The organism is Afipia carboxidovorans OM5 (assembly GCF_000218565.1).
Taxonomy (GTDB): Bacteria; Pseudomonadota; Alphaproteobacteria; order Rhizobiales; family Xanthobacteraceae; genus Afipia; species Afipia carboxidovorans.
Genome location: NC_015685.1, coordinates 47,473 through 72,506, shown reverse-complemented (window position 1 = coordinate 72,506; position 25,034 = coordinate 47,473). Strand labels below are relative to the sequence as shown.

The window sequence follows — 25,034 nt, the reverse complement described above, 5'->3', positions numbered from 1 at the left end:
CTCCGGGATTGAATCCAACGTCGGATTCACGTCTTGCCCTCCAACCGAAGCCGTTTGTAAAGCGCTTCGACGGCGTCGGAGAAATCCGGCGCCGTATTGCGTGCACAATGATCTTCCAGAAAATGCAATTGGCTGATGAGGTCGAACGTTTTCGGAGCAAGGTCCAGGCCTTGATCGACCCCGGGTGGCCTGCTCAGGATGATGCCGCTCATGAACCCTTGCGCCCACGCCAGATAGTCTCGACGGAGCGCAGGATTGGACTTGATGTCGTCGTTGAATTGCTGGCACGAGGTCGCACCGAGACCGACGATTCTCGCCTTCGGGGCTTCCGCACCCGATGCCTTGATCGCGAGAAGGACGATCGAGGACAGCGTCATGGCGAAGAGCATGATACCAACGCCTGCTCCGGGGACGACGCGTGCATAGGTCTGGCTTGCAGGTGCGCGGTCGCTTTGCATTGCTTGCCGTTCTCTCGACATCCCTCACTCCCGCAACAAATCCGCATCTCACTTTTTGAACGTCGCCTGCCCGGATTTGCCTGCGTCCAGCATGAGACCGCCGTTGGGACCTTTTTCGTACTCTTCGGCCCAAGCAGGGACGGCGGACAACAAGGCGGCGATCATCAACAATGCGCATTTCATAGCGCTTCTCCGTTCGCGGCGTTCGCCGCGTGCGATTGCGCAGCAGCTCCGTTCTCCATGTCCTCGCGCCGGAACAGGACATAGAGGGCCGGCAGCACAAGCAGCGTCAAGATCGTTGACGAAATGATGCCGCCGATGACCACCGTCGCCAGCGGCCGCTGGACTTCCGCTCCGGCTCCGGTCGCGATCGCCATCGGGACGAAGCCAAGCGACGCGACAAGCGCAGTCATCAGCACTGGACGCAACCGGGTGAGCGCACCCTCGCGCACGGCATCGATCAATCGTTGACCTTCCTGGCGCAGCCGCTCGATGAAGGTGATGATCACCAACCCGTTGAGCACCGCAACGCCGGACAGTGCGATGAAACCGATCCCGGCGCTGATCGATAGCGGAATGCCGCGCAACAATAACGCAATAATGCCGCCGGTGAGGGCCAGCGGCACCCCGCTGAAGACTAGCAATGCATCCGCCATCGAGCCCAGGCTCATGAACAGCAGCAGGAAGATCAGCAAGAGGGCGATCGGCACCACGATGGTCAGCCGCTGCGTCGCCGAGACCAGCTGTTCGAACTGGCCGCCCCATCCAATCCAGTAGCCGGCCGGCAGCTTGACCTTGGCCTCGATCTGCTGCTCCGCGTCGGCCACGAACGAGCCGAGATCACGCCCGCGAACGTTGGCGGTGACCACGATGCGGCGTTTCCCTTGTTCGCGGCTGATCTGGTTCGGTCCGGGCGCCGCATCGATTTGCGCGAGTTCGGAGAGCGGCACGTAGCGGATCTGGGCGAGCGCAGAGTTGTTCCATACCGCGGGCGTCGCCTTGGTTTGATTGTCGAGCGGTGGCAACGGCACCGGGAGCGCCTTGATCGCCTCGATATCTAAGCGCAGATGTTCCGGGAGCCGGACCACGATGTCGAACCGGCGGTCGCCCTCGAAGACCTGGCCTGACTTCTTGCCGCCGACCGCAATCTCGACGAGGTTCTGGACGTCGCCGACGCTGATGCCGTAGCGCGACAACGCCTGGCGGTTGAGCTTGACCGTCAGCACCGGCAACCCGGACGCCTGCTCGGTCTTGACGTCAGCGGCGCCCTGAACGTTTTGCAACACGGCCTGCACCTTGGCGGCGGATTGGACGAGCAGATCGAGATCGTCTCCGAAAATCTTGACGCCGACATCGCTGCGGACGCCGGAAATCAGCTCATTGAACCGCATCTCGATCGGTTGCGAAATCTCGTAGACGTTCCCGGGGATCTCCTCGGCGGCTTCCTGGATCTCGGCGACAACCGCCGCCTTCGTTTTTTCCGGGTCGGGCCATTCCTTCCGCGGCTTTAGCATGACGTAGCCGTCCGAGGTGGAAGGCGGCATCAGATCGGTCGCGACTTCTGCAGTTCCGGTTCGCGCAAAGGCTTCTTTGACCTCCGGAATCTTGAGCAGCCGCTTCTCAAGCATCGCCTGCATTTCGAGCGATTGGGTCAGGCTCGTTCCCGGAATCCGGATGGCCTGCAGCGCGACATCGCCCTCGTCGAGGCTCGGGATGAACTCAAAGCCCATGCGCGTGGTCGCGAGGCCGCAGACCACGACGAACAACGCGGCAATCGCCGCCACGCCGACGCGATTGCGGATCGACGCGCTCAGGAGCGGCGTATAGATATGGCGCGCGCCTCGCATGAACCAGTTCTCGTGTTCCGATACCTTGCCCGTCACCAACAGCGCCACGGCGGCGGGCACGAACGTCATCGACAGGATGGCAGCGCCGGTCAGCGCCATCAGTACGGTCAGCGCCATCGGCGTGAACATCTTCCCTTCCACACCAGTCAGCGTCAGGATCGGCAGATAGACCACAGCGATGATCAGCGTTCCAAACAGGCTGGGCCCGATGACTTCGCGCGAGCCCGCAAGAATGGTCTCGAAGCGCTCCTGGCGGCTGAGCAGGCGGCCCAGACGATGCTGTTCGGCTGCCAGCAATCTCAGGCAGTTCTCGACGATGATGACGGCGCCGTCGATGATAATGCCGAAGTCGATCGCGCCAAGGCTCATCAGGTTGGCACTGACTTTGTTCTCCACCATGCCTGTGATTGTGAAGAGCATGGCGAGCGGTATGACGCAGGCCGTGGCGATCGCCGCTTTGAAATTGCCTAGGATCAGGAACAGGATCACGATCACCAGCAAAGCGCCTTCGACGAGGTTCTTTTCGACGGTCGCAACCGTCGCCTCGACGAGGTGCGTACGGTCGTAGACAGTATGCGCGATCACGCCGTCCGGCAGTGACTTGCCGATCTCCTTGAGCTTGGCAGCCACGCTTTGCGCCACGGTGCGGCTGTTTTCGCCGATCAACAGCATGGCGGTACCGAGCACCGTTTCCTTGCCGTTGATTGTCGCCGCGCCCGTGCGCAGGTCCTTGCCTTCGGTGACGTCGGCCACGTCGGAGATCCGGATGGGCACGCCATTGTGCGACCCAATGACGATTTCCTTGATTTCCTCGACGTTGGCCACCTGACCTGGCGTGCGGACCAAATACTGTTCGCCATTGCGCTCGATGTAGCCGGCGCCGACGTTGGCGTTGTTTGCGGCCAGCGCCGTCATCACGTCCCGAAAGTTGAGCTTGTAGGCCATCAACTGCGCTGGATCCGGCAGCACCTGGAACTGCCGCTCGAAACCGCCGATAGTGTTGACTTCGATGACGCCCGGCACGTTGCGTAATTGCGGTTTGATGATCCAGTCCTGGATGGTGCGCAGGTCGCTTGGGGTATATTCCCCTCCCCCGGCCTTGCGCGCGCCGGGCTTGGCCTCCACCGTGAACAGATAGATCTCGCCAAGACCGGTCGAGATCGGTCCCATCGCCGTCTCAACACCCGCGGGAAGCTGGTCCTTAGCCTGCTGAATCCGCTCGTTGACTAGCTGGCGAGCGAAATAGATATCGGTGCCGTCCTTGAAGATGATGGTTACCTGGCTCAGGCCGTAGCGGGATTGCGAACGCGTACTCTCGAGGTGCGGCAGACCGCCCATGGCGACCTCGATCGGAAACGTGATCCGCTGTTCGACTTCGAGCGGCGAATAGCCGGGGGCGCTGCTGTTGATCTGGACCTGAACATTGGTGATGTCCGGAACAGCATCGATTGGCAACCGGGTGAAATTCCACGCGCCGAAGGCGGCCATCAGCAGAACACCGATCATCACCAGCCACCGTTGCCGGATGGAGAACGAAAGAATTGCGTCAATCATGGCGGCGCTCCTTTGCTCCGGCTTCCCTGATCCGGGCGAAGCTGTTGACCGGCATCGTGTAGACCACGCCGTCGCCCTTTCGCCCGGTCCACGCCGCTGCTTCGATCCGGCGGCAAATCTCGTCGGCCTGATCCATCGGGCACACCAGTCTCAACTCGAGATATTGGTGATAGGTGATGTCCTCGTCGCTCACGACGTAAGCGCCGCCCTGCCCTCGCCCGCGGCCCTGGCCGCGAACCTCATCGAAGGTGAAGCCGGGGAAATCCGCTAGATCGTGAAGCGCGCGGACGACGTGGCCCTCCATATGCGGCCTGATCAATGCGGTGATCAAAATCATGCCGTTGTCAGTGCTCATCGCCACCCGCTCCCTTGGTCATTTCCGCCTTCACGATGAAGCTGTTCTGCGCCGCGTAAACGTCGCCCTCGAGGACGCCGGATGTGATCTCGACGAGATGTGGATCGCGTTGGCCTACTTCGACGTTCCGCGCCTCGAACTTGTCGCCGTTACGGACGAACACCACTGTCCTGTTTTCGACCGTCTGAAGGGCCGACGATTTCACCGCGACGCCGACCTTCTTCGCCGACAGCGCTAATCGTCCGGTGATGAAGAGGCCCGGACGCAGTCGCTGTTCGGTGTTCGGGACCACGGCCCTGGCGATGGCGCTCTGGGTGTCGCTGCTGCCGACCGGCGACAAATACGAGATCTTGGCGTCGATCTGCGATCCGCCGTCGGCCGGGTCGATCAACACCTGGTCGCCGACGCTGACCCGGTTCAGGTCGCGCCGATAAACCGAAAAGTCGACCCACACCGTCGACAGGTCCGCGACGACGAACGCAGGCTTCTGTTCCGAGGCGTACTCACCCAACGTGATCTGGCGGTGGATCACGGTCCCCGCCAGCGATGCCTTCAATTCATAGGGCGTCAGGCTTTGGTTGCTCTCGATCACCGCGAGCACATCGCCCTTCTGGACCCTATCGCCGATGCGCTTGCGCACATCGCGGACGATTCCGGGAAATCGCGGCGTCACCTGCACCAGCAATTCCTGGTTCGGTTGCACGATGCCGTTCAACAACATGCTGTCGCGCAGCACGCCGGAGGACGCCTTTGCAAGCTCGATTCCGGATGCATCGACCTTGGCGTCGCTGAGGACCACGCTGTCGGAGTGCGCGCTTTCCGACGCTTCGGTCGGCGTCGGCTTCGATGTGGCGGGATTCAACATCCGGTAGCCGCCGTAGACGAGCCCGGCGGCGACCAGGAGAAATATAAAGTAACGGGCGAATGCCTTGATCATCTTGAACTCTGATGGGTAAGCGAGAACGGGTTGCCGACGAGACCTTCGATGGTCGCGACGGCGATATGGAAGTTTTGCAGCGCTTCCTGCTCGCGCAGCAGCGCCTGGAGGACCGAGCCCTTCACGTCGAGCAACTCAAGCAGGGTGAAGCGGCCTTGCGCATAGCCGCTCTGGATGGTGGCGGCGGCGCTGCGGGCTTTCGGAATGACCGAGGAGCGCAACAGCTTGATTTCCGCCAGCGCCCCGTTGATCGAGTCGTAGGCGCGCCCAGCGATGCTGATGAGAACCAGCTTGTTGATGGAACGCTCGGCTGTGGTCTTGGCGAGGCTTTCCTGGGCCGCGATGATGTTGCCTCGGTTTTGGTCGAAAATTGGCAAGGGGATTGACACACCAAGCCGGACACCATTGTCGTTGGTATCTTGAAAATGTCGCCATCCGACAGAGAACCGAACGTCAGGCACAGCTTTCAGGCGCGCGATCAGCAGTTCGGCGTTGCGCTGCGCGGTCACCGCGGTCCAGCGCATCAACTGCGGGTTGGCTTCGATGGCCTGGACGACCGATCGGAACGAGGGCGGCTGCCCAATGAGGGCCAGTCGACCGATCGCTTTGCCAAAATGGGGGGTACTTTCACCCATCAGGATGGCAAGATCGCGCCGCGCTGTCGCCAATTGGGTCTTGGCGCGCTCCCGCTCGACCCGGAACAGATCGGCCGCGACTTGGGCACGTTCGGTTTCCGCAGGCGATGACGCGCCTTCCTCGACGCGTTTCTGCAGTTGGGGAATTAGCTGGTCGAAGCTCTTAATCTGTTCGTCGAAAATCTCGATCCGGCGTTGCGCGCTGATGACGGTGATGAAGGCGATCGCGGTCTCGGACAATACCTCCAGCCGTGTCGCCCGCCGCTGCCATACCGCGGAACCGACGCCAGCCTGGCCTGCGGCAATTCGTGCCTCGCGCTTGCCGCCGAGTTCGACCAACTGACTGAGTTGCAGATTGGTTTCGGCCGAACGTGTTCCCTTGTAAGGCCCTGACCCGAGTGCGTTGTCCAGTTCAAACGAGGCTTCCGGATTCGGCAGCGCCCCGGACTGAGTCCGCAACCCGCCGGCGATGCCGACGTCCCGCTCGGCAGCGGTGAGGCGCGGATTGGCCGTCAACGCCCCTTGCAGGGCTTGCGGCAATGAAATCGTACGCGACCGCTCCGCAGCCACAGCTGGAATTGTGAGAACAAGCCATGCGCATGCAATGCGCACTGCCCCATTGAATCGATGCATAAGCTCAACCTGAAACGCGTAAAGACAACGCGCGGCAAGCCGCGCGTGATGACGGTCTTCAGGTCAGGTGCTTGGGGGGCGGCGTATCGAGCTTGGGATGCTCCTCAAGCAAGCGTCGAGGCGCAACGAAAACGACCTTGACCGGATGCTCCAATTGCGACGCCACGGGCACGGGCGTCGGCATCACCGCTGGGGTACAAACAGGGCAATGCTCGGCAAGGACGGGGGCCTTCGTCGCACCGCCATTATCCGAGCCGTCGCTCGGGGCGGCGCCCAGTTCCGAAGCTAAACTTACGGAGATAGCTCCCTCTGTGCAAAAAGGAACATGGCCCAGACCGACGAACAGATACGTCAGGGCAAGCAAAACCAGCGTCGTCCTACGAAGGTAGGGCGCTTTCAGCCTCGACAAACCCTGGACCGTTCGGCGTTCCATGATTCCGAAATAGCAGATCGAATTTCCGAATACTATCACAAATACTATCACATCAGATCAATCCGTTGGGGAACCTGACGCGGACCTTAGTCTCCAGACGGTCATTTTGCCGGAGCATCGTCCATGACCAATTTGGCCGTAGGCATCGGCATGAACAGCAACGCGCCGAAAGCAACCAGGCTCAACATTGACGACGCCACCACGACGCCACCGCCAAACGAATCGATCAGAAGGCTAAATCCCAGTGGCGCTACGGCCTGACAGACACGGGATGGCGCGCCAAGCAACCCGAGACGATAGCCAAAGTTTTCGGGACCGAAGATCGCCAACGGCAACGTTCCTCGAGAGATCGTGAGCAGGCCGTTACCCGCCCCGTGAAGCAAGGCGAATGCCACAGCGGCAGGCCCTCCGAAGATCCCGATCACGCAGGCACCGATCGGATGCGTGATGCAGGCAAGCCGCGTCGAAAACAACGGATGAAACCTGCCGAGCGTGCTTGCTTCCAGGACGCGCGCCGCAACCTGGGCCGGACCGATCATCATCCCTGCGAACACGGCCTGTGCGGGGGTTGCCCCGAATGCCTCGACGATGCGCGGCAGATGCGCTGCCATCGCCGACGTGACGGTCCAAGCCGCCGCGAATGCCAGGGAAAGCAGGATCATGGGACGGTCAATCTGAATATGCGGTTTGACGGCCGATCCTTCGGCACGCTTTGCCACTGCCACCTTCGGCAGGAAAAGCAGGTTGAGAGGAAGCCCAATCAGAAGGTGCGCGGCGGCCCAAGCATAACATGTGTTTCGCCAGCCGATCGTTTCCAAACCCCAAGAACTGAGCGGCCAGCCGACCGTGCTGGCGAATCCGGCGATCAACGTAATTCCCGTGATCGCACGCCGAGCGTTATCACCGTAGATGCGCCCCAGTGCGCTGAACGCTGCATCATAAAGCCCCGTGGCCATCCCAATCCCAAGCAGGAACCAGGCAACACCAAGCATCCAGCCCGAAGTCGATGCGCCGAGCAACGCCAGCCCCGCCGCAAAGATCACGTTCGATCCGGACAGGACCGGCCGCCCTCCGAACAGATCGATTTGACGTCCGACACGCGGCCCGAGCAAACCGGAGATGACCATCGCGGCCGAGAACGCCGCGAAGAACCAGTTGCTTGAGATACCGAGATCGTACGCGATCGGATCGGCAAGGATCGCCGGAAGATAGTAACTCGACGCCCACGCGAGCGTCTGCGTGGTCCCGAGGGCGACAATGACCGGAAGCTGACGTTGACTCACGCGTGTACCCTCACGAGCAACCGCGTCCTGATTTCCCGGTGGACTTTGCGTTGGCATCCTCCGCACAACAAGCGTTCACGTCGGCGGGCACCGGGCCGCCGCAGCATCCGGACGACGCGATGCCGGACTCGACGCCACCCCGAGTACACACGCCCGTTTCCGGAAGCTCCAGTTCGACCCGAGCGGCCGCTTCGTGATCTCCGGCAATCTCGGCCGCGATGGAGCGGACCTGTTCGTATCCCGTGATCATCAGGAACGTGGGGGCCCGTCCATAGGACTTCATGCCAGCGAGATACAGACCCGGCTCATCCTGCCGAAGCTCGCGGGCGCCATGGGGGCGCACCGTCCCGCAACTGTGTTCGTTCGGATCGATCAAGGGCGCCAGATCGACGGGAGCCTCGATCGAGGAATCCAGACGCAATCGCATTTCGTTCAGGAACGAGAGATCGGGCCGAAATCCCGTCGCCACGATCAACTCATCGACGATGACATGGCGGCCGCAGCAGGCCGACCCGGCCCCGATGCGCAGCCGTTCCCCCGAAGCGGAAACGTGCGTGGCGCCGAAACCAGATTCCACCTTGATCTTGCCGTTGACAACGAGGCCAGCAAACGCCGTTCCCAATTCGCCGCGGGCGACCAGCTTGTCGTTGGCGCCTCCGCCGAATGCCTTCGATGGATCGGTACCGCGGAGGAGCCAGATGACCTCGGTGGACGGATCCGCGTCACGAAGACGCGCCAGATCGGCCAACGTACCGATCGCGGAATGGCCCGCGCCAAGGACGGCCACGGTCTTGCCCTTATACCGCTCCCGATCGTTTCCGGAGATGTCAGGCATTCCATAGGCGATCCGGCTTGCACAGTCCCGCTCCCCGATTGCAGAAAGCCCGTTCGCGCCCGCGGGATTGGGGGAGGACCACGTTCCGGACACGTCGATCACGGCGTCGGCCCGCACGACCTCCGGCCCTTTGCCATTTTGAAAACGGATTTCGAATGGCGCGCTCTCGCGTCCCTTCGTCTTTGCCTTGTCGAATCCGACACGGCTAATCGCGGTGACGCGGCTGGACGTCCTGATGACGTCCTTCAGCGGCGTCTTGGTCGCAAGGGGATCAAGATAATAGTCAAGCAACTCGCCGCCCGTTGCATACACCTCCGGATCGGGCGAATTCCATCCCGTTGAAGCCAGCAAGCGAGCCGCCGCGCCGTCGATGTTGTACTTCCATGGCGAGAACAGTTGCACGTGCCGCCACTGTCTGACCGCGTGTCCGGCACGCTCGCCTGCCTCCAGCACGATCGGCGTCATGCCTCGCTCCATCAGGTGAGCGGCGGCGGCAAGACCGACGGGACCTCCACCGATGACGGCTACGGTTTTCGACGTCATTTCTGCTCTCCGTATTTCTGGAATGATCGAACTATGAGACCCGAAAAACCTACGCAGCCGTCTTTCTCCCGTTGCATCCGGTAGTCGCCTCGTCGGCACAGCATTCAGCCACGAGGAAATCCACCAGGCCCCGCATGGTGTCGTACTCTGCATGACACACGAGCGTCGTCCCTTCCCGGACCTGACGGATCAGGCCCACACTGACCAGCGACTTGACGTGGTGGGACAAGGTGGACGGAGCGACCTTCAGTTTTTCCTGCAGGCGACCGACAGGCATGCCGGACTGCCCCGCCCGAACGAGCGTCCGATAAATCCGGAGCCTCGTCGGATTGCCGAGGGCTTCCAGGCGCGATGCGGCGTCGATGAGTTTCATACCGAAATACTGCGCCGGAATCTTTTTCGAAGTCAAACCATATTTCTAGAATATTCGAAATATCATGTCCTCCATTTCTCCGGCGCGGGTTGACAAATCTCGATATTTCCATAAGTCTGGATATATGGAAATCGAACAAGCCATTCTGGCGTTGGGCGCTCTCGCCCAGCAGACCCGCCTCCAGGCCTTCCAGGTCCTGGTACAACACGAGCCCGATGGATTGGCCGCCGGCGATCTCGCGCGATTGCTTGAGGTGCCGCAGAATACGCTCTCGGCTCACCTTTCCGTGCTGACCCGGTCCGATCTCGTGACGTCCGAGCGGCACAGCCGTTCGATCGTGTACCGGGTGAACCTCACAACCTTTCAGGCGATCACCGTCTTCCTGTTGCAGGACTGCTGCGGCGGCCGCCAGGAAATTTGTGCGCCCATTTTCGAAAGCCTCGTCCCTTGCTGTCCACCTCCGACGAAGAAGGAGAAGTCTCGTGCCTGACCGCGTCTACAACGTCCTGTTTCTCTGCACGGGCAATTCCGCCCGCTCAATTCTGGCCGAAGCCATTCTGCGCAAGGACGGAAGCGGCCGTTTCCGCGCATTCTCCGCAGGTAGCCAACCGAAGGGAGCCGTCAACCCGGTTGCATTGCGCGTGCTGGCCAGCCTCGACTATCCAACGGATTCTTTGCGTTCGAAGAGCTGGCAAGAATTCGCCGCTCCGGATGCACCGGTCATGGATTTCGTCTTTACGGTTTGCGACAGCGCCGCCGGGGAAAGTTGCCCTGTTTGGCCGGGACAGCCAATGACCGCGCATTGGGGGATCGAAGATCCCGCAGCCGTAGAAGGCACCGACATCCAGAAGGAAGCCGCCTTCGTTGCCGCCTTTCGCTACATGAAGAACCGGATTGCGCTGTTCACCGCCCTGCCCCTCGGCTCGATCGATGCGATGGCGCTCGGCACCAAACTTCGCGACATCGGAAACTCTGAGGGCTCGACGTCGGGCCGCCCGCGCGTGGCATGATCATGAGCACGTTCGAACGATATCTCTCTTTGTGGGTCGCACTCTGCATCGTGGTCGGTGTCGCCTTGGGCCATTTGATGCCGGGTTTCTTTGCGGCGGTTTCAGGTGCCGAAATCGCGAAAGTGAACCTGCCGATCGCCGTGTTGATCTGGCTCATGATCATCCCCATGCTGCTAAAGATCGACTTTGCCGCCATGGGAAAGGTCACGGCGCACGCGCGCGGCGTCGGCGTCACGCTTTTCATCAACTGGGCGGTCAAACCGTTCTCGATGGCGTTGCTGGGGACGCTGTTGATTGGCCATGTGTTCGCGCCGATGCTCCCGGCCGACCAGATCCAGTCTTACATCGCCGGATTGATCTTGCTGGCGGCGGCGCCCTGCACGGCGATGGTTTTCGTTTGGTCCAATCTCGTGGGCGGCGAACCCCATTATACCCTTGGCCAGGTCGCCTTGAATGACCTCCTGATGGTGTTCCTGTTCGCGCCGCTGGTCGGCCTGCTCCTCGGCGTGGCTTCCATCACCGTGCCATGGGAAACGTTGTTGCTGTCGGTAGTTCTCTATATCGTGGTTCCGGTCATCATCGCACAGGCTTGGCGACGCGCACTCCTCAACGTCGGCTCGGCCGCATTCACTCGGACCCTGAGCCGACTCCAGCCGCTGTCCCTGATCGCCCTCCTCGCCACCCTGATCCTGCTGTTTGCCTTCCAGGGCGAGCAGATCGTTGCACAACCGACCATCATCGCGATTCTCGCAATCCCGATCCTGATTCAGGTCTATTTCAACGCAGGTCTCGCCTATTTGCTCAGTCGGCACTTCGGCGTGGCGTGGTGCGTGGCCGCACCCGCGGCGCTCATCGGCGCCAGCAACTTCTTCGAACTCGCCGTGGCGGCGGCCATCAGCCTGTTCGGAGTCAATTCCGGAGCGGCCCTCGCCACGGTCGTCGGTGTCCTCGTGGAGGTGCCTGCCATGCTCTCCGTCGTGAAGATCGTACAGATGTCTCGCGGTTGGTACGAATCGCGCCTACCCGAAAAAGCCAAAAGCGCTGAGGTTCGCTCATGAGCGTCACCATCTACCACAATCCAGATTGCGGAACGTCCCGCAACACCTTGGCGATGATTCGCCAAAGCGGCGCCGAACCGGAAGTGATCGAATATCTGAAACAACCGCCATCGCGCGAGAAGCTGGTTGAACTGATCGCCCGCATGGGCATATGCCCTCGCGACCTGCTTCGGCAGAAAGGAACGCCTTACGACGCCCTCGGTCTGGCGGATTCCAAGTGGAGCGACGACGATTTGATCGACTTCATGATTGCTCATCCGATCCTGATCAACCGCCCCATCGTGGTGACATCCAAGGGCGTCAAGCTGTGCCGTCCTTCCGAAGAAGTGCTGTCCATTCTTCCGAACCCGCATATCGGACGGTTCGTGAAGGAAGACGGTGAAATCATCAATGCGGACTGAAATGCAAGATTTGCCAAACATCCACGACAACGCTTTCGCCATTCTCGATCCGGAATTGCTACATCGTCCGATGCCAACCCATCGGCCGAGAATTCTTCTGCTATACGGGTCGTTGCGCGAACGTTCGTTCAGTCGTTTCGCCACAGTGGAAGCCGCCCGTCTCCTGCAAACCTTCGGCGCGGAAACCAGGATATTCGATCCCTCCGGCCTTCCCCTCCCAGACGACGCCACGGCGACTCATGAGAAGGTCGAGGAGCTTCGCGAACTGTCGGCCTGGTCGGAAGGTCAGGTCTGGTGCAGTCCGGAGCGCCACGGTGCGATGACCGGCATCATGAAGGCCCAGATAGACTGGATTCCGTTATCGATCGGCGCAGTACGGCCAACGCAGGGCAAGACGCTGGCCGTCATGCAGGTCTGCGGCGGTTCTCAATCGTTCAACGCCGTCAACCAACTTCGCATTCTCGGCCGATGGATGCGCATGATCACGATCCCCAACCAGTCGTCGGTCGCCAAGGCCTATGAACAATTCGACGAGGCCGGTCGGATGAAGCCATCATCCTATTACGACCGGATCGTCGATGTCATGGAAGAGCTTGTAAAATTCACGCTATTGACGCGCGGCGTCTCCGGATATCTCACGGACCGCTACAGCGAGCGCAAAGAAGCGGTCGAAAAACTCGCGAAGCGATTGAACCTCGACCGGGCAGTGTAAGGACTGCGAACCGATGTGAAGACGGCATATCCCCGTCGCTACCCGGCGCAGCAGGAGAGTTTCTTCACGTCCCGGTCAAACGTCTGCGCCGCAAGCTTCAAACCCTCGACGGTGGTCAGGTAGGGGAAGATCATTTCCGACAGATCGTCGATCGAAAGCCCACAGCGGATGGCGAGCGCCGCCGTCTGGATGCTGTCGGCGCCTTCCGGCGCGAGAATATGCGCTCCCAGCAGCTTGCGGGTTGCCCCATCCGCGACAAGCTTGATCAGGCCCCGCGTATCGCGGGCCGCGAGCGCACGCGGCACGTTATCGAGCGAGAGCACTGAAGTTCGCACGGGGTGCCCGGCAGCACGCGCTTGCGCTTCGGTCAAACCGACGCTCGCCACCTGAGGGTCCGTGAAGACAACGGCGGGCATGGCGGTGTTGTCGTAACGCAAGCTGTTGCTGTTCAGCGCATTCTTGGCCGCGAGCTTTGCACCATAGGCCGCCATGTAGACGAACTGGTCCTTGCCCGTCACGTCGCCAACCGCATAGACGCCTGCCTTCGAGGTACGCATACGGTCGTCGACGACGATCGCGCCGGACGACGTCTGCACGACTCCCGCTTCAGAAAGCCCGAGGCCTTCGGTGTTCGGGGTGCGCCCCGTAGCGACAAGAATCCGCTCGGCGGTCAATATCTCAGGACTACCATTCCGGGTGATCGCGAGCGCGACGCCGTCGTCATCGGTCTTGCGGACAACATCGTAGGTCACGCCCCTCACGATCGTGATGCCCTCATCGGCCAGATAGCCCGCGAGCGCTTGCCCGATCTCCGGCTCGGCCTCGGGCAAAAGGCGGCTGCGGAAGACCAGCGTCACCGCGACACCGACGCGAGCAAAGGTCTGTGCAAGTTCGACCCCGACGTAGCCACCGCCCAGCACAATCATGGAGCGCGGTAGTTCCGTCAGCGACAACGCGGTCGTACTGTCGAGAGGCACAACCTCCGCGAGGCCTGGAATGGCGGGCAGTGCGGGCCGGGCGCCGGTCGCGATAATGATGCGATCCGATACGAGGCGCTGACCACCCACATCGATTCCTCCCGCGACCAGCCGCGCCTGGCCTTCACGATAGGCGACGTTGTTGTATTCTGGAAGAAGGTCGGCGTACTTCGTCTGACGGAGACTCGCGACCAGCGCATCCTTCTGGGCGATCTGTGCGGCCCAATCGACCATGCGCGCCCTGCTTTCAATGCCGTCAAACCGGGTTGATGCAATATTGGCGTGGTGCACGGTCTCAGCAGCGCGGATCAGCGTTTTCGAGGGCACACAGCCGATGTTGACGCAGGTGCCGCCGATCGTGCCGTTCCCGACGAGCGCGACCTGCGCACCCTGCCCCGCCGCGGTGATTGCGGCCGAGAAGCCCGCCGATCCGGCGCCGACGACGACAAGATCGTATTGGTCATTGCCGTTGCCCGCAGGCGAAGCGCAGCAGTCATTCATGGCTTCAACTTTCATGTGTTCGCGTCCATCCTGCAGCAGTCAGCCGCAGAAGGCCCGCGGGAAGCACACTCCCCGCGCCGATGACGAAGAGTTTCGCGACGGTCATACTGACGCGGCCCTATTGCACGATGCGCGAGGGATAGCCGGCATTGGTGGTCGCCGTGATGAGTGCGGGGACATTCGTGCGGCTGTCCTCGAAACGTACCTTTGCGATCGCGGCGCCATCCGCCTCCGATATCTGAACATCGAGCACGCCGGACACCTTGCTGAGCGAGCCTTTTACGATCGGGCCGCAGAGTTCACAGGTGGCGTTGGCGACATTCAGCGTCACGGTTTGCTCAGTAGCGAAAGCAGCGCCGGACGAGAACAGGGTTGCGGTCAGCGCAACGAAGGGCAAAATCTTCATGGATCATCTCCTTGTGGTCAGGCATCGAGGAAGAGGCGCGCGGCGTACGGGAACCCCACGGCGATCACGATCAGAACGGTCGCAACCCACAGCCCGATCTTGGCGTTCCGGTTCGACGATGGGCGAGCGCAGTAGGAGCCTTCGACGCAATCGGCCGCCTTCGGCTTGCGGTAGACGGCATAGTAGCCGCCGCCGAGGCAGACGACGGCAAGTCCGACGAACAAGGGTTGATACGGCTTGAGCGCAGTCAGGTTGCCGATCCAGGCGCCGCTGACGCCGGCGACGAACAGTGCAAACGGCACCACGCAACAGGTCGCCGCGCCAAGTGCCGCGAGGATGCCGCCAACCGACAGCACCGCCGCGCCGTCAAAGCCCTTTCGCGGCGGCGTCATGGCCGTGCTTGGCAGCACCGTTGTCTCGCGTCGCACTGTCATTGAGCACGCTCCCGGAATTGGTCTATGGTGAACCTAGGGTCTGTAGTGGCTACAGGGTCAAGCGCGAATTTCTCACGGGTGTGTGAGGGCAAGAATGAAGCAGACCGAAGCGTTTTCGATCGGGGCTCTGTCCAAGCACAGTGGCGTCCATATCGAGACGATCCGCTACTACGAGAAGATCGGTATCATGCCCGCACCAGCCCGAAGCCCAGGCGGCTACCGCATCTATGGGCTAGATCATGTCAGACGGTTGCACTTCATTCGTCGAGGTCGGGAGCTTGGCTTCAGCCTTGATGAGCTGCGCGGCTTGCTTCATCTGGTCGACGGACAAACCTACACCTGTCGGGAGGTGCATGCGCTCACCGTCGAGCATCTCGCTGCAATTCGCCAGAAGATTGCAGACCTGCGACGTCTGGAACAAGTGATGTCGGACATGGCGAAACAGTGCAAGGGCAATCAGGTGCCGGACTGCCCGATCATTGATGCACTGTTCGAAATGCGGCCGTCATCCACTTGATGCGCGGCCGCGACTCTCGCAGCGCGATGAAGCAAAGCGGCTTCAGAACTGATGTCGTCAACTCTCGCTCTTCCGGATGGGAAGCTCCGTTAGGCGGGAGCGGCTCGGTGAAGGCTGCATCGCAATCTTCGGGCGGGACACAACGCGTTGGCCCGCAATCCGCAACGCCGCGTCGTTCTGTCAATGGCGTGGAATGGAGTATGCATAAGATCTCTGCGGCAATCACCACACGCAAGAAGAATTGTTTGCGTTGTTTATGACGCGGACCCGAAGATCTCGGGCAATAGTTGTCGGATCGTTCGAACGATCGTAGCCGTCCGTACTAACACGGTCATTTGATGAAACCCCGTGATGTTGCGCGCGGACGCCAATCGATGTTCATTGATGGTTTATCTGCCCCGTGAAAGATTTTATGTGGGGGCGATATCTCTCATGATGGGAGAAACGTCATGACCTCCACACCTACAATTAGAAAGACAATTGCCGCGCTTGCTGCTGCGTTTGTCACTGCGGGCGTGATGACTTGGTCCGGCCCGGCCGAGGCGCGTTTCGGCGGCGGTGGCATGGGAGGCTTCTACGGCAGCATGAGTGGTGGCTTCCACGGTGGTGGCTTCCACGGTGGTGGCTTCCACGGTGGTGGCTTCCATGGTGGTGGCTTGCGGATGGGCGGATTCGCGGGACGTCCGTTCGTTCACTTTGGGTTCGCCACAAACCGGGCTTTCTTCGCGGACCACCGCTTCCACCATCGCCGCTTCTTCTTCGGCCCCACGTTCGCGCTGGCAGCCTTTGGCGCGCCCTATTACTACAACAACTACTATGACAATGATGGCTGCTATGTCGTGCGAAGGCGCCACATAAATCAATGGGGCCACGTCGTCGGCCGCCGCGAGCTCGTGTGCTATTGAGAAGCTGTTGCCGGAGAAGGGCGAGAGTCGCCTATGCCCCGACGTTCTCGCTGGGCTGGGGCATCTTCTGAATTGCTTCATGGCTGCTTTCGCAACGAATGCAGCGCGGAATCCCTTGATCGCCGACCGCAACCGACACCTGTGCCCTTCCAGCAGTCAAGCGGTCGGCGGCCTGCCGAGAACCGGCTTCGGCACGGCTCAGTCATCGCGATGTGTTAACGCAACGTTAGCGAACGAGCTGTCACAAAACCACGATGCCGGAGTGCTTGGCCTTGTTGTCTGGCTCCACGTGAATCGTGATCAGCGCATCGCCAATCTCCTGCTTGATCGCCCTTTCAAGCCGATCGCAAATATCGTGGGCTATGGAAACGGTGGTGCTGCCGTCAACCACCAGATGGAAATCAATGAATGTCATGCGTCCGGCATGACGGCTACGCAAATCATGCGCCTCGATCGCGCCTTCAGCCTTGGTTGAAATGATCTCCCGAATCCGCGCCAACGTCTTCGGAGCGATGGCTTCGTCCATCAACCCGCTGACCGATTCTCTCATGAGACCCCAGCCCGACCACAAAATGTTCAAAGCAACAGCGGCCGCCAGCGCGGGATCAAGAATGGCCCAACCTGAAATAGCCGCTACGCCAACGCCACCCACCACTCCGACCGAAGAGATCACGTCGGTGAAAAGATGACGTCCATCGGCGACTAGTGCCGGTGATTTCAGATGTCGGCCCCGACTGATCAAAAGCCACGCCCACCCCGCATTGATGAAGCCCGCCAACGCGTTTACGGCGAGCCCCTGCCATGGCGTCTCCAGTAGTTTTGGCGCAAGAAAACCAAAATATGCCTCTCGAAGAATCGAGAGTGCCGCGACGATGATCAGCACGCCTTCCACGACGGCGGAAAAATACTCGGCTTTGTGATGTCCATAGGGATGCTCGTCGTCTGCCGGCTTGGCACTCCAGCGGATAGCAAGCAGCGCCACCACGGCCGTCACCACGTTGACGATGCTCTCGATGGCATCGGAGAGAAGCGCTACGCTGCCCGTCAGATGATAGGCGAGATACTTCAGGCCGAGGACCACGAAACCGACGACGATGCTGCCGATGGCAAGCGTATGAATGTGGTTCATGGGTATCTTTCAACGATTCCGGCATCTCGTGCTGGTCCAGTGGCGCGTCGTTTATTACACCCCTTACAGGGACACAACCCGTCGGCATCACTTGCAATTGCGTCGCATTTGATGCGACGGCCAGTATCAAATTGCATGCCGTGCGACCTACTGTTTCTCCAAGCTGAGACGAGACTTTTCAGAGCCTGCCGTTTCCGTCATCGGATAAACGGTACGTTGATCGATGCAGCCAGCAAAACGCGACCAATCCACAAGGGACGCCGGGGCGAATGAAGTACACCATTCGATAGTTGCAAAAGCGTCCTGTCCGATGATGCTCATCGGTGTCTTTTCCTAGAAACAAGCACCAATCGCGATCGCGAAGAGCCATTGTGCCTCATCAGGTCACTCAGAGTCTGTCGGAACTCCACGCCGCGGTGATCAGGTAGTCCGCGCAATTTTTGCGCCTATGGCGGCGGCTCCGGCGAGCGTAAGCGTTGTGAAGCCGCGGTCCGCAAGGAACGTCACCTTCGGCCCGGCGATGTCCCAAAGTGCACTGACAATAACACCGGCCGCGGGCATCGCCATGCCGGTCAATGGATTGAAGAAGCCGTACGCAGTCCCCCACAACTCGAGGTGGCTACGCATCGGCCACCAGCGTGACAAACGAACGTCGCTCAAAGCCCATGTGCAGCCCCTAGGCTCAGGACCCATTAAATTTGTTGCGCGATGGTTGGCGGATTGATTCAATGGTGATGCTGGGAGGCATCGCCATGACTGATCTTTTGCTGCTATCGGAGGCGCAGATGCGCCGGATCGAACCGTATTTTCCATTGTCGCACGGGATTGCGCGGGTTGATGACCGGCGGGTGATCAGCGGCATCGTCTTCGTCATCCGAAATGGTTTGCGCTGGCGCGATGCGCCACCCGGCTATGGTCCGCACAAGACGATCTATAACCGGTTCGTGCGCTGGAGCCGTCTCGGCGTGTTCAACAAGATCTTTGCCGAACTGGCGCGCAAGGCTGGTAAGCCATCTCGCCTGATGATCGATGCGACGCATCTGAAGGCGCATCGCACGGCTGCCAGCCTTTTAAAAAAGGGCCTGTTCCCCGACGTATCGGGCGCACGAAAGGCGGCCTGAACTCAAAGCTGCATGCCGTCTGCGACGGTCAGGGGCGCCCCGTCGTCATGCTGCTCAGCGAAGGCCAGATGAGCGACTACAAGGGGGCGGCGTTGATGCTCGATGCGTTGCCGCCCGCTAGCCAGTTGCTTGCCGACAAGGGCTACGATGCCGACTGGTTTCGCCGAGCTCTCGCCGAACGAGGGATCATGGCCTGCATCCCATCGAAGTCGAACCGCAAAAACCCGATCGAACATGACCGCAAACTCTATCGTCAGCGGCACAAGATCGAGAACATGTTCGGCAGGCTCAAGGACTGGCGGCGCATCCACACCCGTTACGACCGATGCGCACACACCTTCATGTCCGCCATCTGCATCGCAGCCACTGTTATCTTCTGGCTCTGATCAATGAGTCCTGACCCTAGAAAACGACGCCTTTAGCCGATTGACCTAGGAGGTACCTCCAAGGGTTAGCATCGCTCCAATACCGCAATATCTCAAATTGGAGCATCGGATGAAAACGACGACATTCAAAATCGAAGGCATGAACTGCGACGCCTGCGCCAACACGATCAAAAAACTCGTGGAAAAGGAACCCGGGGTGCGAGTGGCCGAGGTGTCGTTCGACGAGGGGTCGGCACGCGTGCTCTACGATCCCCAATCCATCGAGGAGGAACGGCTCGTGGATACGATTCAAAAACCCGGCTTTCGGGTCGTGGCACGCGATTAATTTTCGTTACGGACCCATCTCGTTTTCCCGTTTCAACGCGTGCCCACGGAGACTCCGATGGCTCTTTCAACCGCAACCGCCTCCCAATCCGGGCTTTGGACAGAGGAGCCGTCGACGCGGCCAAATCGCAGAAAGATTCGCGCCCGGATCGGCGGCCTGCATTGCTCGCTTTGCACCGGCACCATCGAGAAAGCGCTCGCTCGCATGCCCGGCGTCGACAAGGTAGCCGTGAGCCTGACGCATGAACAGGCATTGGTTGAGTACGATCCAACAATTGCGCGTCCCGAACATCTGCTCCAAACGTTGCGCGACATCGGCTACACGATTTCCGATCCCCGCAAGCTCAGGGCCTTCGAAGACGAAGAGCGCGATCTGGTGCGCGAGGCCCGGCGTTTCGTTCTCGCGGTTGTTCTCAGTGTCGCGGCAATTCCCATCATTGCCGATCCGGCCGTGGGCTGGATCGGCTTTCTTCCGGCCATGGTGTGCCTCAGTCTTGGAGGGTTTGTCTTCCTGGTGTTGCGATCAAGCGGATTGTGGACCGCCATCGGTGCCGCGTTGGGCCTAACGGTCATGGCGCTGAGCCTGCTTTACCTCAATCTGCAGGGATATCTGACGGACGCGGCACCTTGGCTTGCGGGTGCCTTGGCTCTGATGCTGGTCTTCGGAGTGGGGCGGCACATTCTCTACATGGCGGTTCAGGCGCTGCGCCGTGGCATCCTCAATCAGCACGTGCTGCTGGAGATCGGCGCGTTCGCCGGGATAGCCGGCGGTGTCATCGGGCTGATCCTCGATCGGCCCGGCTATCCCACCGCGGCCTTCTTCGCCGTTTCGGTGATGGTCGGCACCTATCATATTTTCTCGGAGTGGCTTTCGCTCATCGTGAAGACGCGAAGTTCGCAGGCGGTGAAGCGCCTGCTGGACCTGCAACCGGAGACCGCCCGCGTCGTGCGCGGCACCGAGGAACTGGAACTGCCGATTGATGAGGTGAGGATCGGCGATCTTGCGCGGATTCGCCCCGGCGAGCGCATCCCCGCAGATGGTACGGTGGTCGACGGTCATTCCGGCGTTGACCAATCATTGGTGACCGGCGAGGCCGTCCCGATCGAGAAGACCGCGGGAGACTCCGTCATCGGCGGCTCGGTCAACAGCACGGGCACCCTCCTGCTGAGGATCACGGCGGTCGGAGAAGGCAGCTTCCTGCATCAAGTGATCCGTCATGTCGAGGACGCGCGGGCGCTGAAGCCCGGTCTTCTTCATCTGGTTGATCGCGTGCTACGGGTCTACACGCCGACCGTTCTGTTGATCGCCGCCCTTGCCTTCATTGGCTGGCTCATCGGCTCCTGGCTCGGCACGGGTTCTGTGGACGTCGAACGTGCGGTGTTCGCTGGTCTGAGCGTCCTGGTGATGGGTTACCCATGTGCCATTGGCATCTCAGCGCCGCTCTCCATCGTACGCGGTGCCGGTCAGGCCGCCGAACACGGCATCCTGATGCGGACTGGCGAAGCCTTCCAGGGCTTCCGGACGGTGACGCAAATCATCCTCGACAAGACAGGCACGCTCACCGAGGGTCGTCCAACGGTGCGGGAGATCAGAGCCGTGGATGTAGGTGAACAAGAACTGCTCGCTATTGCCGCCGCCGCCGAGGCATCGTCGGAGCACCCGCTGGCACGGGCGGTGATCAAGGCGGCTTTCGATCACGGCGCAACGCCTCGCGACGTTGAATCATTCGAGGCGTTCCCCGGAAAGGGCATCGTCGCACGCATCGACGCCCGCGAGGTCCACGTCGGCAGTCCGCGTTTCCTCGCCGACCGGGATATCGACCTCACGCCTCTTCAAGACGACATCGAGAGCCTGGAGACCTCAGGACGCACCGTGATCGCCGTCGCTCGCGATGGGCGCACGTTGGGTATTGTTGCCTTGGGCGATGCACTCCGACCGGACGCCGTCTCGGCCGTCGCTGCATTGCGTAAGGCAGGTCTCGGGACGATCCTCGTCACCGGTGACAACGAGCGCGCGGCACAGCGGGTCGGTCGGGACGTTGGCATCGACGAGATCCACGCCGGAGTCTTGCCCCAGGACAAGGCCAGAATGGTCCGGGAGCTTCAGATCAACAGTCGGGTCGCGATGGTCGGCGATGGCATCAACGACGCCCCCGCCCTCATGCAGGCCAATATCGGCATCGCCATGGGCAGCGGCACCGATATCGCGATCGAATCGGCGGACATCATCATCCTGTCCAATCGTCTCGATGCGCTTCCGGTCGCCCGCGATATCAGCCGCCGGAGCTACAGCAAGATGGTTCAGAACTTCGCCCTCGCCTTTCTCTTCAACGGCCTCGGTATTCCACTGGCCGCCACCGGCCTGATCCATCCAGTGTGGGCGATGGTGGCGATGGCCGTCAGCGTCACTGCGATTTTCATCAACTCGCTATGGGGAACGCCGCGGCTCTTTTTTGATGCGATCCGGAGTGTCGGGCGTCCGATTGCTGGCGCAACATCGCCGGCGGCGTAACATGGCACAGGATGATCCCGTGAAAGTGCAGCGAGTGGCGGCGGACGCGATCGACGCTCGGCGGCGCGAGCGTCTCCTCCGGACGCTTGCCGCGGCGACCTTCGTCATCTTCTTTCAGGCCTACATGGTGGCGCCGATCATACCGGCCCTGTCGAACGCCTTCGGAACCTCGGTCCAAACCGTCGGTTTCATCGTGCCGGCATACCTGATCCCCTATGGGATCGCGACCCTCGCATACGGCATTCTGGCGGATCGGCTCGGAATCCACCGCGTGATGTTCGTGTCCTTGGCGGCTTTCTCGGCGCTCACCATGCTGACGGCAACCGCGCAGTCCATCGAACAGCTCGCACTGTGGCGGATCGTGACGGGAATCGGCGCAAGCGGCGTCGTTCCGCTCGCGTTGGCGCTGGTTGGACGACTGTATCCCTACGAACAGCGGGGCCGACCGCTCGGTTGGCTGTTCGGCGCGATGGCAGGCGGCATGGCCTTCGGTTCGCCGCTGGGCGCGATGATTGTGCCGTTCGTCGGCTGGCAAGGTTTGTTCGTCGTGGTCGGGGCTGTCGGCGCGGCGCTCCTGCTTGTCCTTCTGCCCTATCGATCCGTCATTGCCGCCACGGCTCAATCGGTGACCGCCACGCTCCGGGATCTGGTCCGCGGCTACAAGGATCTGCTCGGGACGCCGCGTGGGCGGCGCACCTATGGTTATGTCCTCGTCAACTCGATGTTCCATTCCGGCGTCTTCACCTGGCTTGGCGTGTACTTCGAACAGCGATACGGCGTCGGGCCCATCGGAATTGGCCTCGCGCTCCTCGGTTATGGCGTGCCCGGCCTCCTCATGGGGCCGCTGATCGGTCGGGCGGCGGATCGCTTCGGCCGTGCCAGATTGATACCCGTTGGCCTTTTGTTGAGTGCTGTTGCCGCGGCGGCACTGATGCTCGGCTTCCCGATGGTCCTCGCCCCCGTCGTCGCGATGGTGCTGTCCCTGGGCTACGACATGACCCAACCGCTTTTCGCAGGGATAGTTACCTCGCTCGGCGGCAAACGTGCCGGACAGGCGATGGGGTTGAACGTCTTCATGCTCTTCGTCGGGTTCGGTCTCGGTAGCCTCATCTTCGGCGAACTGCTCCGTTATAGCTTCGCGGCCGCGTTGGGCGTGTTCGCAGTCGTCGAGATGACCCTCGCCTTGTTGTCCTTGGTGTTGTTCCGTTCCGAGGTCCCGTCCGCGCGCCCAACGAAGTCCACCCAAGGGTGATGCAGGCTGGCCAGGATACCATATCCAGACCTTCGTGCGGCAGGGTCGATACCCCGACGATGCGCTTGACCCTGGAGTATACTCCGCAGTCTACAATACATGCTGGAGAAACTGCATGTTCACAATCGGCAAATTGGCTTCCCTCACAAGCGTCAGCAACGACACCTTGCGCTATTACGAACAGGAAGGCCTGGTCGAGCCTGCAGGGAAGAGTCCTGCAGGCTATCGGCTGTACGACAAGGACTCGGCACGGCGCATCCGCTTCATCAAGCATGCCCAGAACTGCGGCTTCACGCTCGCCGAGATACGCGACCTCCTTGTCTTGCGGGGACGCGACAAGGCTTGTTGCGGCGACGTCCGCACCCGGGCCGTCGAGAAGAAATTGCAGATCGAAAGCAAGATTCGCGCGATGAAGGCGATGTCCAAGGCGCTCGATCAACTGATTGCCGACTGTGCGAACGAAACCCAGCCAGTGAACGAGTGCACGATTATCGCCGCTTTGGAACGAGCCAAGGTCAAGACACCGGTGCATTGATCCATGAAAGTCGAGATGTTCTATACCCCCGGCTGCCCCGAATGCATCGCCGCGCACGCCAGGCTCCGCACGACCGCCCAGAAAACGGTGAAAAATCTGGAGTGGCGAGAACTGAATGTTCTCGATGAACTCGATTATGCGGTCGAACTCGGCGTGCTGACGCTCCCGTCCATCGCGGTCGACGGAAAACTCGTTTTCACGTCAATGCCGACTGTAGCGCAACTGCGCACGGCGCTGATCGAGCGAAGTAAAGGGCGCGAATGATGAATGCGGAATCGCTACGGCTGGCAGTGGAGCATGTGGGCGTCGCCGCCGCGGGCGTCGCGTTTCTGACCGGGCTTGTGTTCAGCTTCAATCCGGTTGCTTTGGCTTCGATCCCGGTTTCGCTGGCCTACGTCACCAAGGGACGGGACAAGGGCCAGGCATTCCTATTCGGCGCCATGTTCATCCTGGCCATGGTTCTCACCCATGTGGTTCTTGGCCTGATCGCTGGATTGGGCGGGAAATGGGCCGCGGATATCGCTGGACGAGGCTGGGGGCTTTTTCTCGGGCCGTTGTTGATCATCCTGGGCCTGATGTGGGTCGGCTGGCTTCGAATACCGCTGCCGTCGTTCGGTTTTCGAGCAAGCCGCCCAGCCGCCGCGTGGGGAGCATTCCTTCTCGGGATTCCGTTCGCCATCGCGGTGTGCCCTATCTGCACGCCGACCTTGGTGGTGTTGCTCGGTGTCACGGCGGGAATCGGGTCGGTCTGGCTTGGCGTGGTGTTGCTTCTTGCGTTCGCTCTCGGCCGCGCCGTGCCGATCGCCATCGGTGCATTCGCCGTCAGTTGGCTTGAAAACCTCAGCCGCCTTGCCCGATACCGGCGAGGTTTCGAGATTGCTGGTGGCGTGCTGCTGATCGCGATGGGCTTCTACATGTTGAACGCGGTGTACATCTGGATCCCCGAACTGGCGGTTTGACAGGCTGGC

Annotated in this window: 28 protein-coding genes; 14 read left to right on the top strand and 14 right to left on the bottom strand. The window is 61.0% G+C overall.

Annotation, left to right across the window (positions count from 1 at the left end; translation table 11 throughout):
- Window positions 1-26: 26 nt before the first annotated feature.
- The 9 genes from OCA5_RS18065 to OCA5_RS18025 form a co-directional block, all read right to left on the bottom strand.
- Entirely contained in the window at window positions 27-458 is a 432-nt protein-coding gene (locus OCA5_RS18065; protein ID WP_012564856.1) for a hypothetical protein, read from the bottom strand.
- 48 nt (window positions 459-506) lie between these two features.
- Window positions 507-641 carry a hypothetical protein gene (locus OCA5_RS19605; protein WP_012564857.1) on the bottom strand — a complete coding sequence of 45 codons (135 nt, stop codon included), beginning with the start codon at window positions 639-641 and terminating at the stop codon, window positions 507-509.
- On the bottom strand, window positions 638-3,859 hold the full coding sequence (locus OCA5_RS18060; RefSeq protein WP_012564858.1) for an efflux RND transporter permease subunit: 3,222 nt from the start codon (window positions 3,857-3,859) through the stop codon (window positions 638-640). Before OCA5_RS18060 ends, OCA5_RS19605 begins: the two co-directional genes overlap by 4 nt.
- Window positions 3,852-4,214, bottom strand: coding sequence for a P-II family nitrogen regulator (locus tag OCA5_RS18055; RefSeq protein ID WP_012564859.1), 363 nt, complete (start codon window positions 4,212-4,214; stop codon window positions 3,852-3,854). The genes OCA5_RS18060 and OCA5_RS18055 overlap by 8 nt, the downstream gene beginning before the upstream one ends.
- Window positions 4,204-5,151 carry a divalent metal ion exporter adaptor subunit IhpB gene (gene ihpB, locus OCA5_RS18050; RefSeq protein ID WP_012564860.1) on the bottom strand — a complete coding sequence of 316 codons (948 nt, stop codon included), beginning with the start codon at window positions 5,149-5,151 and terminating at the stop codon, window positions 4,204-4,206. Before ihpB ends, OCA5_RS18055 begins: the two co-directional genes overlap by 11 nt.
- Window positions 5,148-6,419 carry a divalent metal ion exporter subunit IhpA gene (gene ihpA, locus OCA5_RS18045; RefSeq protein ID WP_012564861.1) on the bottom strand — a complete coding sequence of 424 codons (1,272 nt, stop codon included), beginning with the start codon at window positions 6,417-6,419 and terminating at the stop codon, window positions 5,148-5,150. Before ihpA ends, ihpB begins: the two co-directional genes overlap by 4 nt.
- Window positions 6,420-6,953: 534 nt before the next feature.
- Window positions 6,954-8,135: an MFS transporter gene (locus OCA5_RS18035; RefSeq protein WP_012564863.1), complete on the bottom strand. Its 1,182-nt coding sequence runs from the start codon at window positions 8,133-8,135 to the stop codon at window positions 6,954-6,956.
- Window positions 8,136-8,145: 10 nt separating this feature from the next.
- Complete coding sequence (locus tag OCA5_RS18030) at window positions 8,146-9,513, bottom strand: FAD-dependent oxidoreductase (RefSeq protein ID WP_012564864.1); 1,368 nt, start codon at window positions 9,511-9,513, stop codon at window positions 8,146-8,148.
- A gap of 49 nt (window positions 9,514-9,562) precedes the next feature.
- Entirely contained in the window at window positions 9,563-9,886 is a 324-nt protein-coding gene (locus tag OCA5_RS18025) for an ArsR/SmtB family transcription factor (RefSeq protein WP_013913468.1), read from the bottom strand.
- A 124-nt stretch (window positions 9,887-10,010) separates the two neighbouring features.
- Between OCA5_RS18025 and OCA5_RS18020 the strand changes: the two genes are divergently transcribed.
- From OCA5_RS18020 to arsH, 5 genes are read left to right on the top strand one after another with little or no spacing between them, the layout of a single operon-like run.
- Complete coding sequence (locus tag OCA5_RS18020; RefSeq protein WP_012564866.1) at window positions 10,011-10,376, top strand: ArsR/SmtB family transcription factor; 366 nt, start codon at window positions 10,011-10,013, stop codon at window positions 10,374-10,376.
- Window positions 10,369-10,896, top strand: a complete 528-nt coding sequence (locus OCA5_RS18015) for an arsenate reductase ArsC (RefSeq protein WP_012564867.1) — start codon at window positions 10,369-10,371, stop codon at window positions 10,894-10,896. The genes OCA5_RS18020 and OCA5_RS18015 overlap by 8 nt, the downstream gene beginning before the upstream one ends.
- 2 nt (window positions 10,897-10,898) lie before the next feature.
- Window positions 10,899-11,954 (top strand): ACR3 family arsenite efflux transporter, encoded by a 1,056-nt coding sequence (arsB, locus tag OCA5_RS18010; protein WP_041559679.1) that lies wholly within the window; start codon window positions 10,899-10,901, stop codon window positions 11,952-11,954.
- Complete coding sequence (gene arsC / locus OCA5_RS18005; protein WP_012564869.1) at window positions 11,951-12,355, top strand: arsenate reductase (glutaredoxin); 405 nt, start codon at window positions 11,951-11,953, stop codon at window positions 12,353-12,355. Before arsB ends, arsC begins: the two co-directional genes overlap by 4 nt.
- A 1-nt stretch (window position 12,356) precedes the next feature.
- The gene (gene arsH / locus OCA5_RS18000; protein WP_012564870.1) at window positions 12,357-13,067 is read left to right on the top strand and encodes an arsenical resistance protein ArsH; all 711 of its coding nucleotides are present in this window, start codon (window positions 12,357-12,359) and stop codon (window positions 13,065-13,067) included.
- A 38-nt stretch (window positions 13,068-13,105) separates the two neighbouring features.
- Here arsH and merA read toward each other — a convergent pair whose 3' ends face one another.
- The 3 genes from merA to OCA5_RS17985 all read right to left on the bottom strand — a co-directional run bounded on the left by merA (window position 13,106) and on the right by OCA5_RS17985 (window position 15,343).
- Window positions 13,106-14,560, bottom strand: a complete 1,455-nt coding sequence (merA, locus tag OCA5_RS17995; RefSeq protein ID WP_012564871.1) for a mercury(II) reductase — start codon at window positions 14,558-14,560, stop codon at window positions 13,106-13,108.
- 103 nt (window positions 14,561-14,663) lie between these two features.
- Complete coding sequence (locus OCA5_RS17990) at window positions 14,664-14,951, bottom strand: heavy-metal-associated domain-containing protein (protein WP_012564872.1); 288 nt, start codon at window positions 14,949-14,951, stop codon at window positions 14,664-14,666.
- Window positions 14,952-14,968: 17 nt separating this feature from the next.
- The gene (locus OCA5_RS17985; protein ID WP_013913466.1) at window positions 14,969-15,343 is read right to left on the bottom strand and encodes a mercuric transporter MerT family protein; all 375 of its coding nucleotides are present in this window, start codon (window positions 15,341-15,343) and stop codon (window positions 14,969-14,971) included.
- Window positions 15,344-15,479: 136 nt separating this feature from the next.
- Here OCA5_RS17985 and OCA5_RS17980 point away from each other — a divergent pair, with 136 nt between their 5' ends.
- Both OCA5_RS17980 and OCA5_RS17975 read left to right on the top strand, forming a co-directional pair.
- Window positions 15,480-15,902, top strand: coding sequence for a MerR family transcriptional regulator (locus tag OCA5_RS17980; protein ID WP_012564874.1), 423 nt, complete (start codon window positions 15,480-15,482; stop codon window positions 15,900-15,902).
- Window positions 15,903-16,351: 449 nt separating this feature from the next.
- Window positions 16,352-16,807 carry a hypothetical protein gene (locus OCA5_RS17975; protein WP_012564875.1) on the top strand — a complete coding sequence of 152 codons (456 nt, stop codon included), beginning with the start codon at window positions 16,352-16,354 and terminating at the stop codon, window positions 16,805-16,807.
- 241 nt (window positions 16,808-17,048) lie between these two features.
- Here the strand turns inward: OCA5_RS17975 and OCA5_RS17970 are convergent, their stop codons facing one another.
- Together OCA5_RS17970 and OCA5_RS17965 are read right to left on the bottom strand one after the other, a co-directional pair.
- Window positions 17,049-17,936, bottom strand: coding sequence for a cation diffusion facilitator family transporter (locus tag OCA5_RS17970; protein WP_012564876.1), 888 nt, complete (start codon window positions 17,934-17,936; stop codon window positions 17,049-17,051).
- A 420-nt stretch (window positions 17,937-18,356) separates the two neighbouring features.
- Complete coding sequence (locus tag OCA5_RS17965) at window positions 18,357-18,563, bottom strand: hypothetical protein (RefSeq protein ID WP_013913463.1); 207 nt, start codon at window positions 18,561-18,563, stop codon at window positions 18,357-18,359.
- A gap of 125 nt (window positions 18,564-18,688) precedes the next feature.
- Between OCA5_RS17965 and OCA5_RS19035 the strand changes: the two genes are divergently transcribed.
- From OCA5_RS19035 to OCA5_RS17925, 7 genes are all read left to right on the top strand, one after another.
- Window positions 18,689-19,443 (top strand): IS5 family transposase gene (locus OCA5_RS19035; RefSeq protein WP_148261434.1). Its coding sequence is split into 2 segments (ribosomal slippage): window positions 18,689-19,022 and window positions 19,022-19,443, totalling 756 coding nucleotides; the frame shifts between segments, so codons are not numbered across the junction.
- Window positions 19,444-19,552: 109 nt separating this feature from the next.
- Entirely contained in the window at window positions 19,553-19,768 is a 216-nt protein-coding gene (locus OCA5_RS17950) for a heavy-metal-associated domain-containing protein (RefSeq protein WP_012564879.1), read from the top strand.
- 57 nt (window positions 19,769-19,825) lie between these two features.
- Window positions 19,826-22,279, top strand: coding sequence for a heavy metal translocating P-type ATPase (locus OCA5_RS17945; RefSeq protein WP_013913461.1), 2,454 nt, complete (start codon window positions 19,826-19,828; stop codon window positions 22,277-22,279).
- A gap of 1 nt (window position 22,280) precedes the next feature.
- Entirely contained in the window at window positions 22,281-23,531 is a 1,251-nt protein-coding gene (locus OCA5_RS17940) for an MFS transporter (RefSeq protein ID WP_244396112.1), read from the top strand.
- 115 nt (window positions 23,532-23,646) lie between these two features.
- Window positions 23,647-24,066, top strand: a complete 420-nt coding sequence (locus tag OCA5_RS17935; RefSeq protein WP_012564882.1) for a heavy metal-responsive transcriptional regulator — start codon at window positions 23,647-23,649, stop codon at window positions 24,064-24,066.
- Between the two features lie 3 nt (window positions 24,067-24,069).
- The gene (locus tag OCA5_RS17930) at window positions 24,070-24,330 is read left to right on the top strand and encodes a glutaredoxin family protein (RefSeq protein WP_013913459.1); all 261 of its coding nucleotides are present in this window, start codon (window positions 24,070-24,072) and stop codon (window positions 24,328-24,330) included.
- Window positions 24,327-25,025: a cytochrome c biogenesis CcdA family protein gene (locus OCA5_RS17925; protein ID WP_012564884.1), complete on the top strand. Its 699-nt coding sequence runs from the start codon at window positions 24,327-24,329 to the stop codon at window positions 25,023-25,025. The genes OCA5_RS17930 and OCA5_RS17925 overlap by 4 nt, the downstream gene beginning before the upstream one ends.
- Window positions 25,026-25,034 lie beyond the last annotated feature (9 nt).

What these genes read in the sequence shown, in the direction of transcription:
- OCA5_RS18065 (WP_012564856.1), bottom strand. Translation starts at nt 458, where the DNA reads ATGCAAAGCGACCGCGCACCTGCAAGCCAGACCTATGCACGCGTCGTC.
- OCA5_RS19605 (WP_012564857.1), bottom strand. Translation starts at nt 641, where the DNA reads ATGAAATGCGCATTGTTGATGATCGCCGCCTTGTTGTCCGCCGTCCCT.
- OCA5_RS18060 (WP_012564858.1), bottom strand. Translation starts at nt 3,859, where the DNA reads ATGATTGACGCAATTCTTTCGTTCTCCATCCGGCAACGGTGGCTGGTG.
- OCA5_RS18055 (WP_012564859.1), bottom strand. Translation starts at nt 4,214, where the DNA reads ATGAGCACTGACAACGGCATGATTTTGATCACCGCATTGATCAGGCCG.
- ihpB (WP_012564860.1), bottom strand. Translation starts at nt 5,151, where the DNA reads ATGATCAAGGCATTCGCCCGTTACTTTATATTTCTCCTGGTCGCCGCC.
- ihpA (WP_012564861.1), bottom strand. Translation starts at nt 6,419, where the DNA reads ATGCATCGATTCAATGGGGCAGTGCGCATTGCATGCGCATGGCTTGTT.
- OCA5_RS18030 (WP_012564864.1), bottom strand. Translation starts at nt 9,513, where the DNA reads ATGACGTCGAAAACCGTAGCCGTCATCGGTGGAGGTCCCGTCGGTCTT.
- OCA5_RS18025 (WP_013913468.1), bottom strand. Translation starts at nt 9,886, where the DNA reads ATGAAACTCATCGACGCCGCATCGCGCCTGGAAGCCCTCGGCAATCCG.
- OCA5_RS18020 (WP_012564866.1), top strand. Translation starts at nt 10,011, where the DNA reads ATGGAAATCGAACAAGCCATTCTGGCGTTGGGCGCTCTCGCCCAGCAG.
- arsB (WP_041559679.1), top strand. Translation starts at nt 10,899, where the DNA reads ATGAGCACGTTCGAACGATATCTCTCTTTGTGGGTCGCACTCTGCATC.
- arsC (WP_012564869.1), top strand. Translation starts at nt 11,951, where the DNA reads ATGAGCGTCACCATCTACCACAATCCAGATTGCGGAACGTCCCGCAAC.
- arsH (WP_012564870.1), top strand. Translation starts at nt 12,357, where the DNA reads ATGCAAGATTTGCCAAACATCCACGACAACGCTTTCGCCATTCTCGAT.
- merA (WP_012564871.1), bottom strand. Translation starts at nt 14,560, where the DNA reads ATGAAAGTTGAAGCCATGAATGACTGCTGCGCTTCGCCTGCGGGCAAC.
- OCA5_RS17990 (WP_012564872.1), bottom strand. Translation starts at nt 14,951, where the DNA reads ATGAAGATTTTGCCCTTCGTTGCGCTGACCGCAACCCTGTTCTCGTCC.
- OCA5_RS17985 (WP_013913466.1), bottom strand. Translation starts at nt 15,343, where the DNA reads ATGACGCCGCCGCGAAAGGGCTTTGACGGCGCGGCGGTGCTGTCGGTT.
- OCA5_RS17980 (WP_012564874.1), top strand. Translation starts at nt 15,480, where the DNA reads ATGAAGCAGACCGAAGCGTTTTCGATCGGGGCTCTGTCCAAGCACAGT.
- OCA5_RS17975 (WP_012564875.1), top strand. Translation starts at nt 16,352, where the DNA reads ATGACCTCCACACCTACAATTAGAAAGACAATTGCCGCGCTTGCTGCT.
- OCA5_RS17970 (WP_012564876.1), bottom strand. Translation starts at nt 17,936, where the DNA reads ATGAACCACATTCATACGCTTGCCATCGGCAGCATCGTCGTCGGTTTC.
- OCA5_RS17965 (WP_013913463.1), bottom strand. Translation starts at nt 18,563, where the DNA reads ATGCGTAGCCACCTCGAGTTGTGGGGGACTGCGTACGGCTTCTTCAAT.
- OCA5_RS17950 (WP_012564879.1), top strand. Translation starts at nt 19,553, where the DNA reads ATGAAAACGACGACATTCAAAATCGAAGGCATGAACTGCGACGCCTGC.
- OCA5_RS17945 (WP_013913461.1), top strand. Translation starts at nt 19,826, where the DNA reads ATGGCTCTTTCAACCGCAACCGCCTCCCAATCCGGGCTTTGGACAGAG.
- OCA5_RS17940 (WP_244396112.1), top strand. Translation starts at nt 22,281, where the DNA reads ATGGCACAGGATGATCCCGTGAAAGTGCAGCGAGTGGCGGCGGACGCG.
- OCA5_RS17935 (WP_012564882.1), top strand. Translation starts at nt 23,647, where the DNA reads ATGTTCACAATCGGCAAATTGGCTTCCCTCACAAGCGTCAGCAACGAC.
- OCA5_RS17930 (WP_013913459.1), top strand. Translation starts at nt 24,070, where the DNA reads ATGAAAGTCGAGATGTTCTATACCCCCGGCTGCCCCGAATGCATCGCC.
- OCA5_RS17925 (WP_012564884.1), top strand. Translation starts at nt 24,327, where the DNA reads ATGATGAATGCGGAATCGCTACGGCTGGCAGTGGAGCATGTGGGCGTC.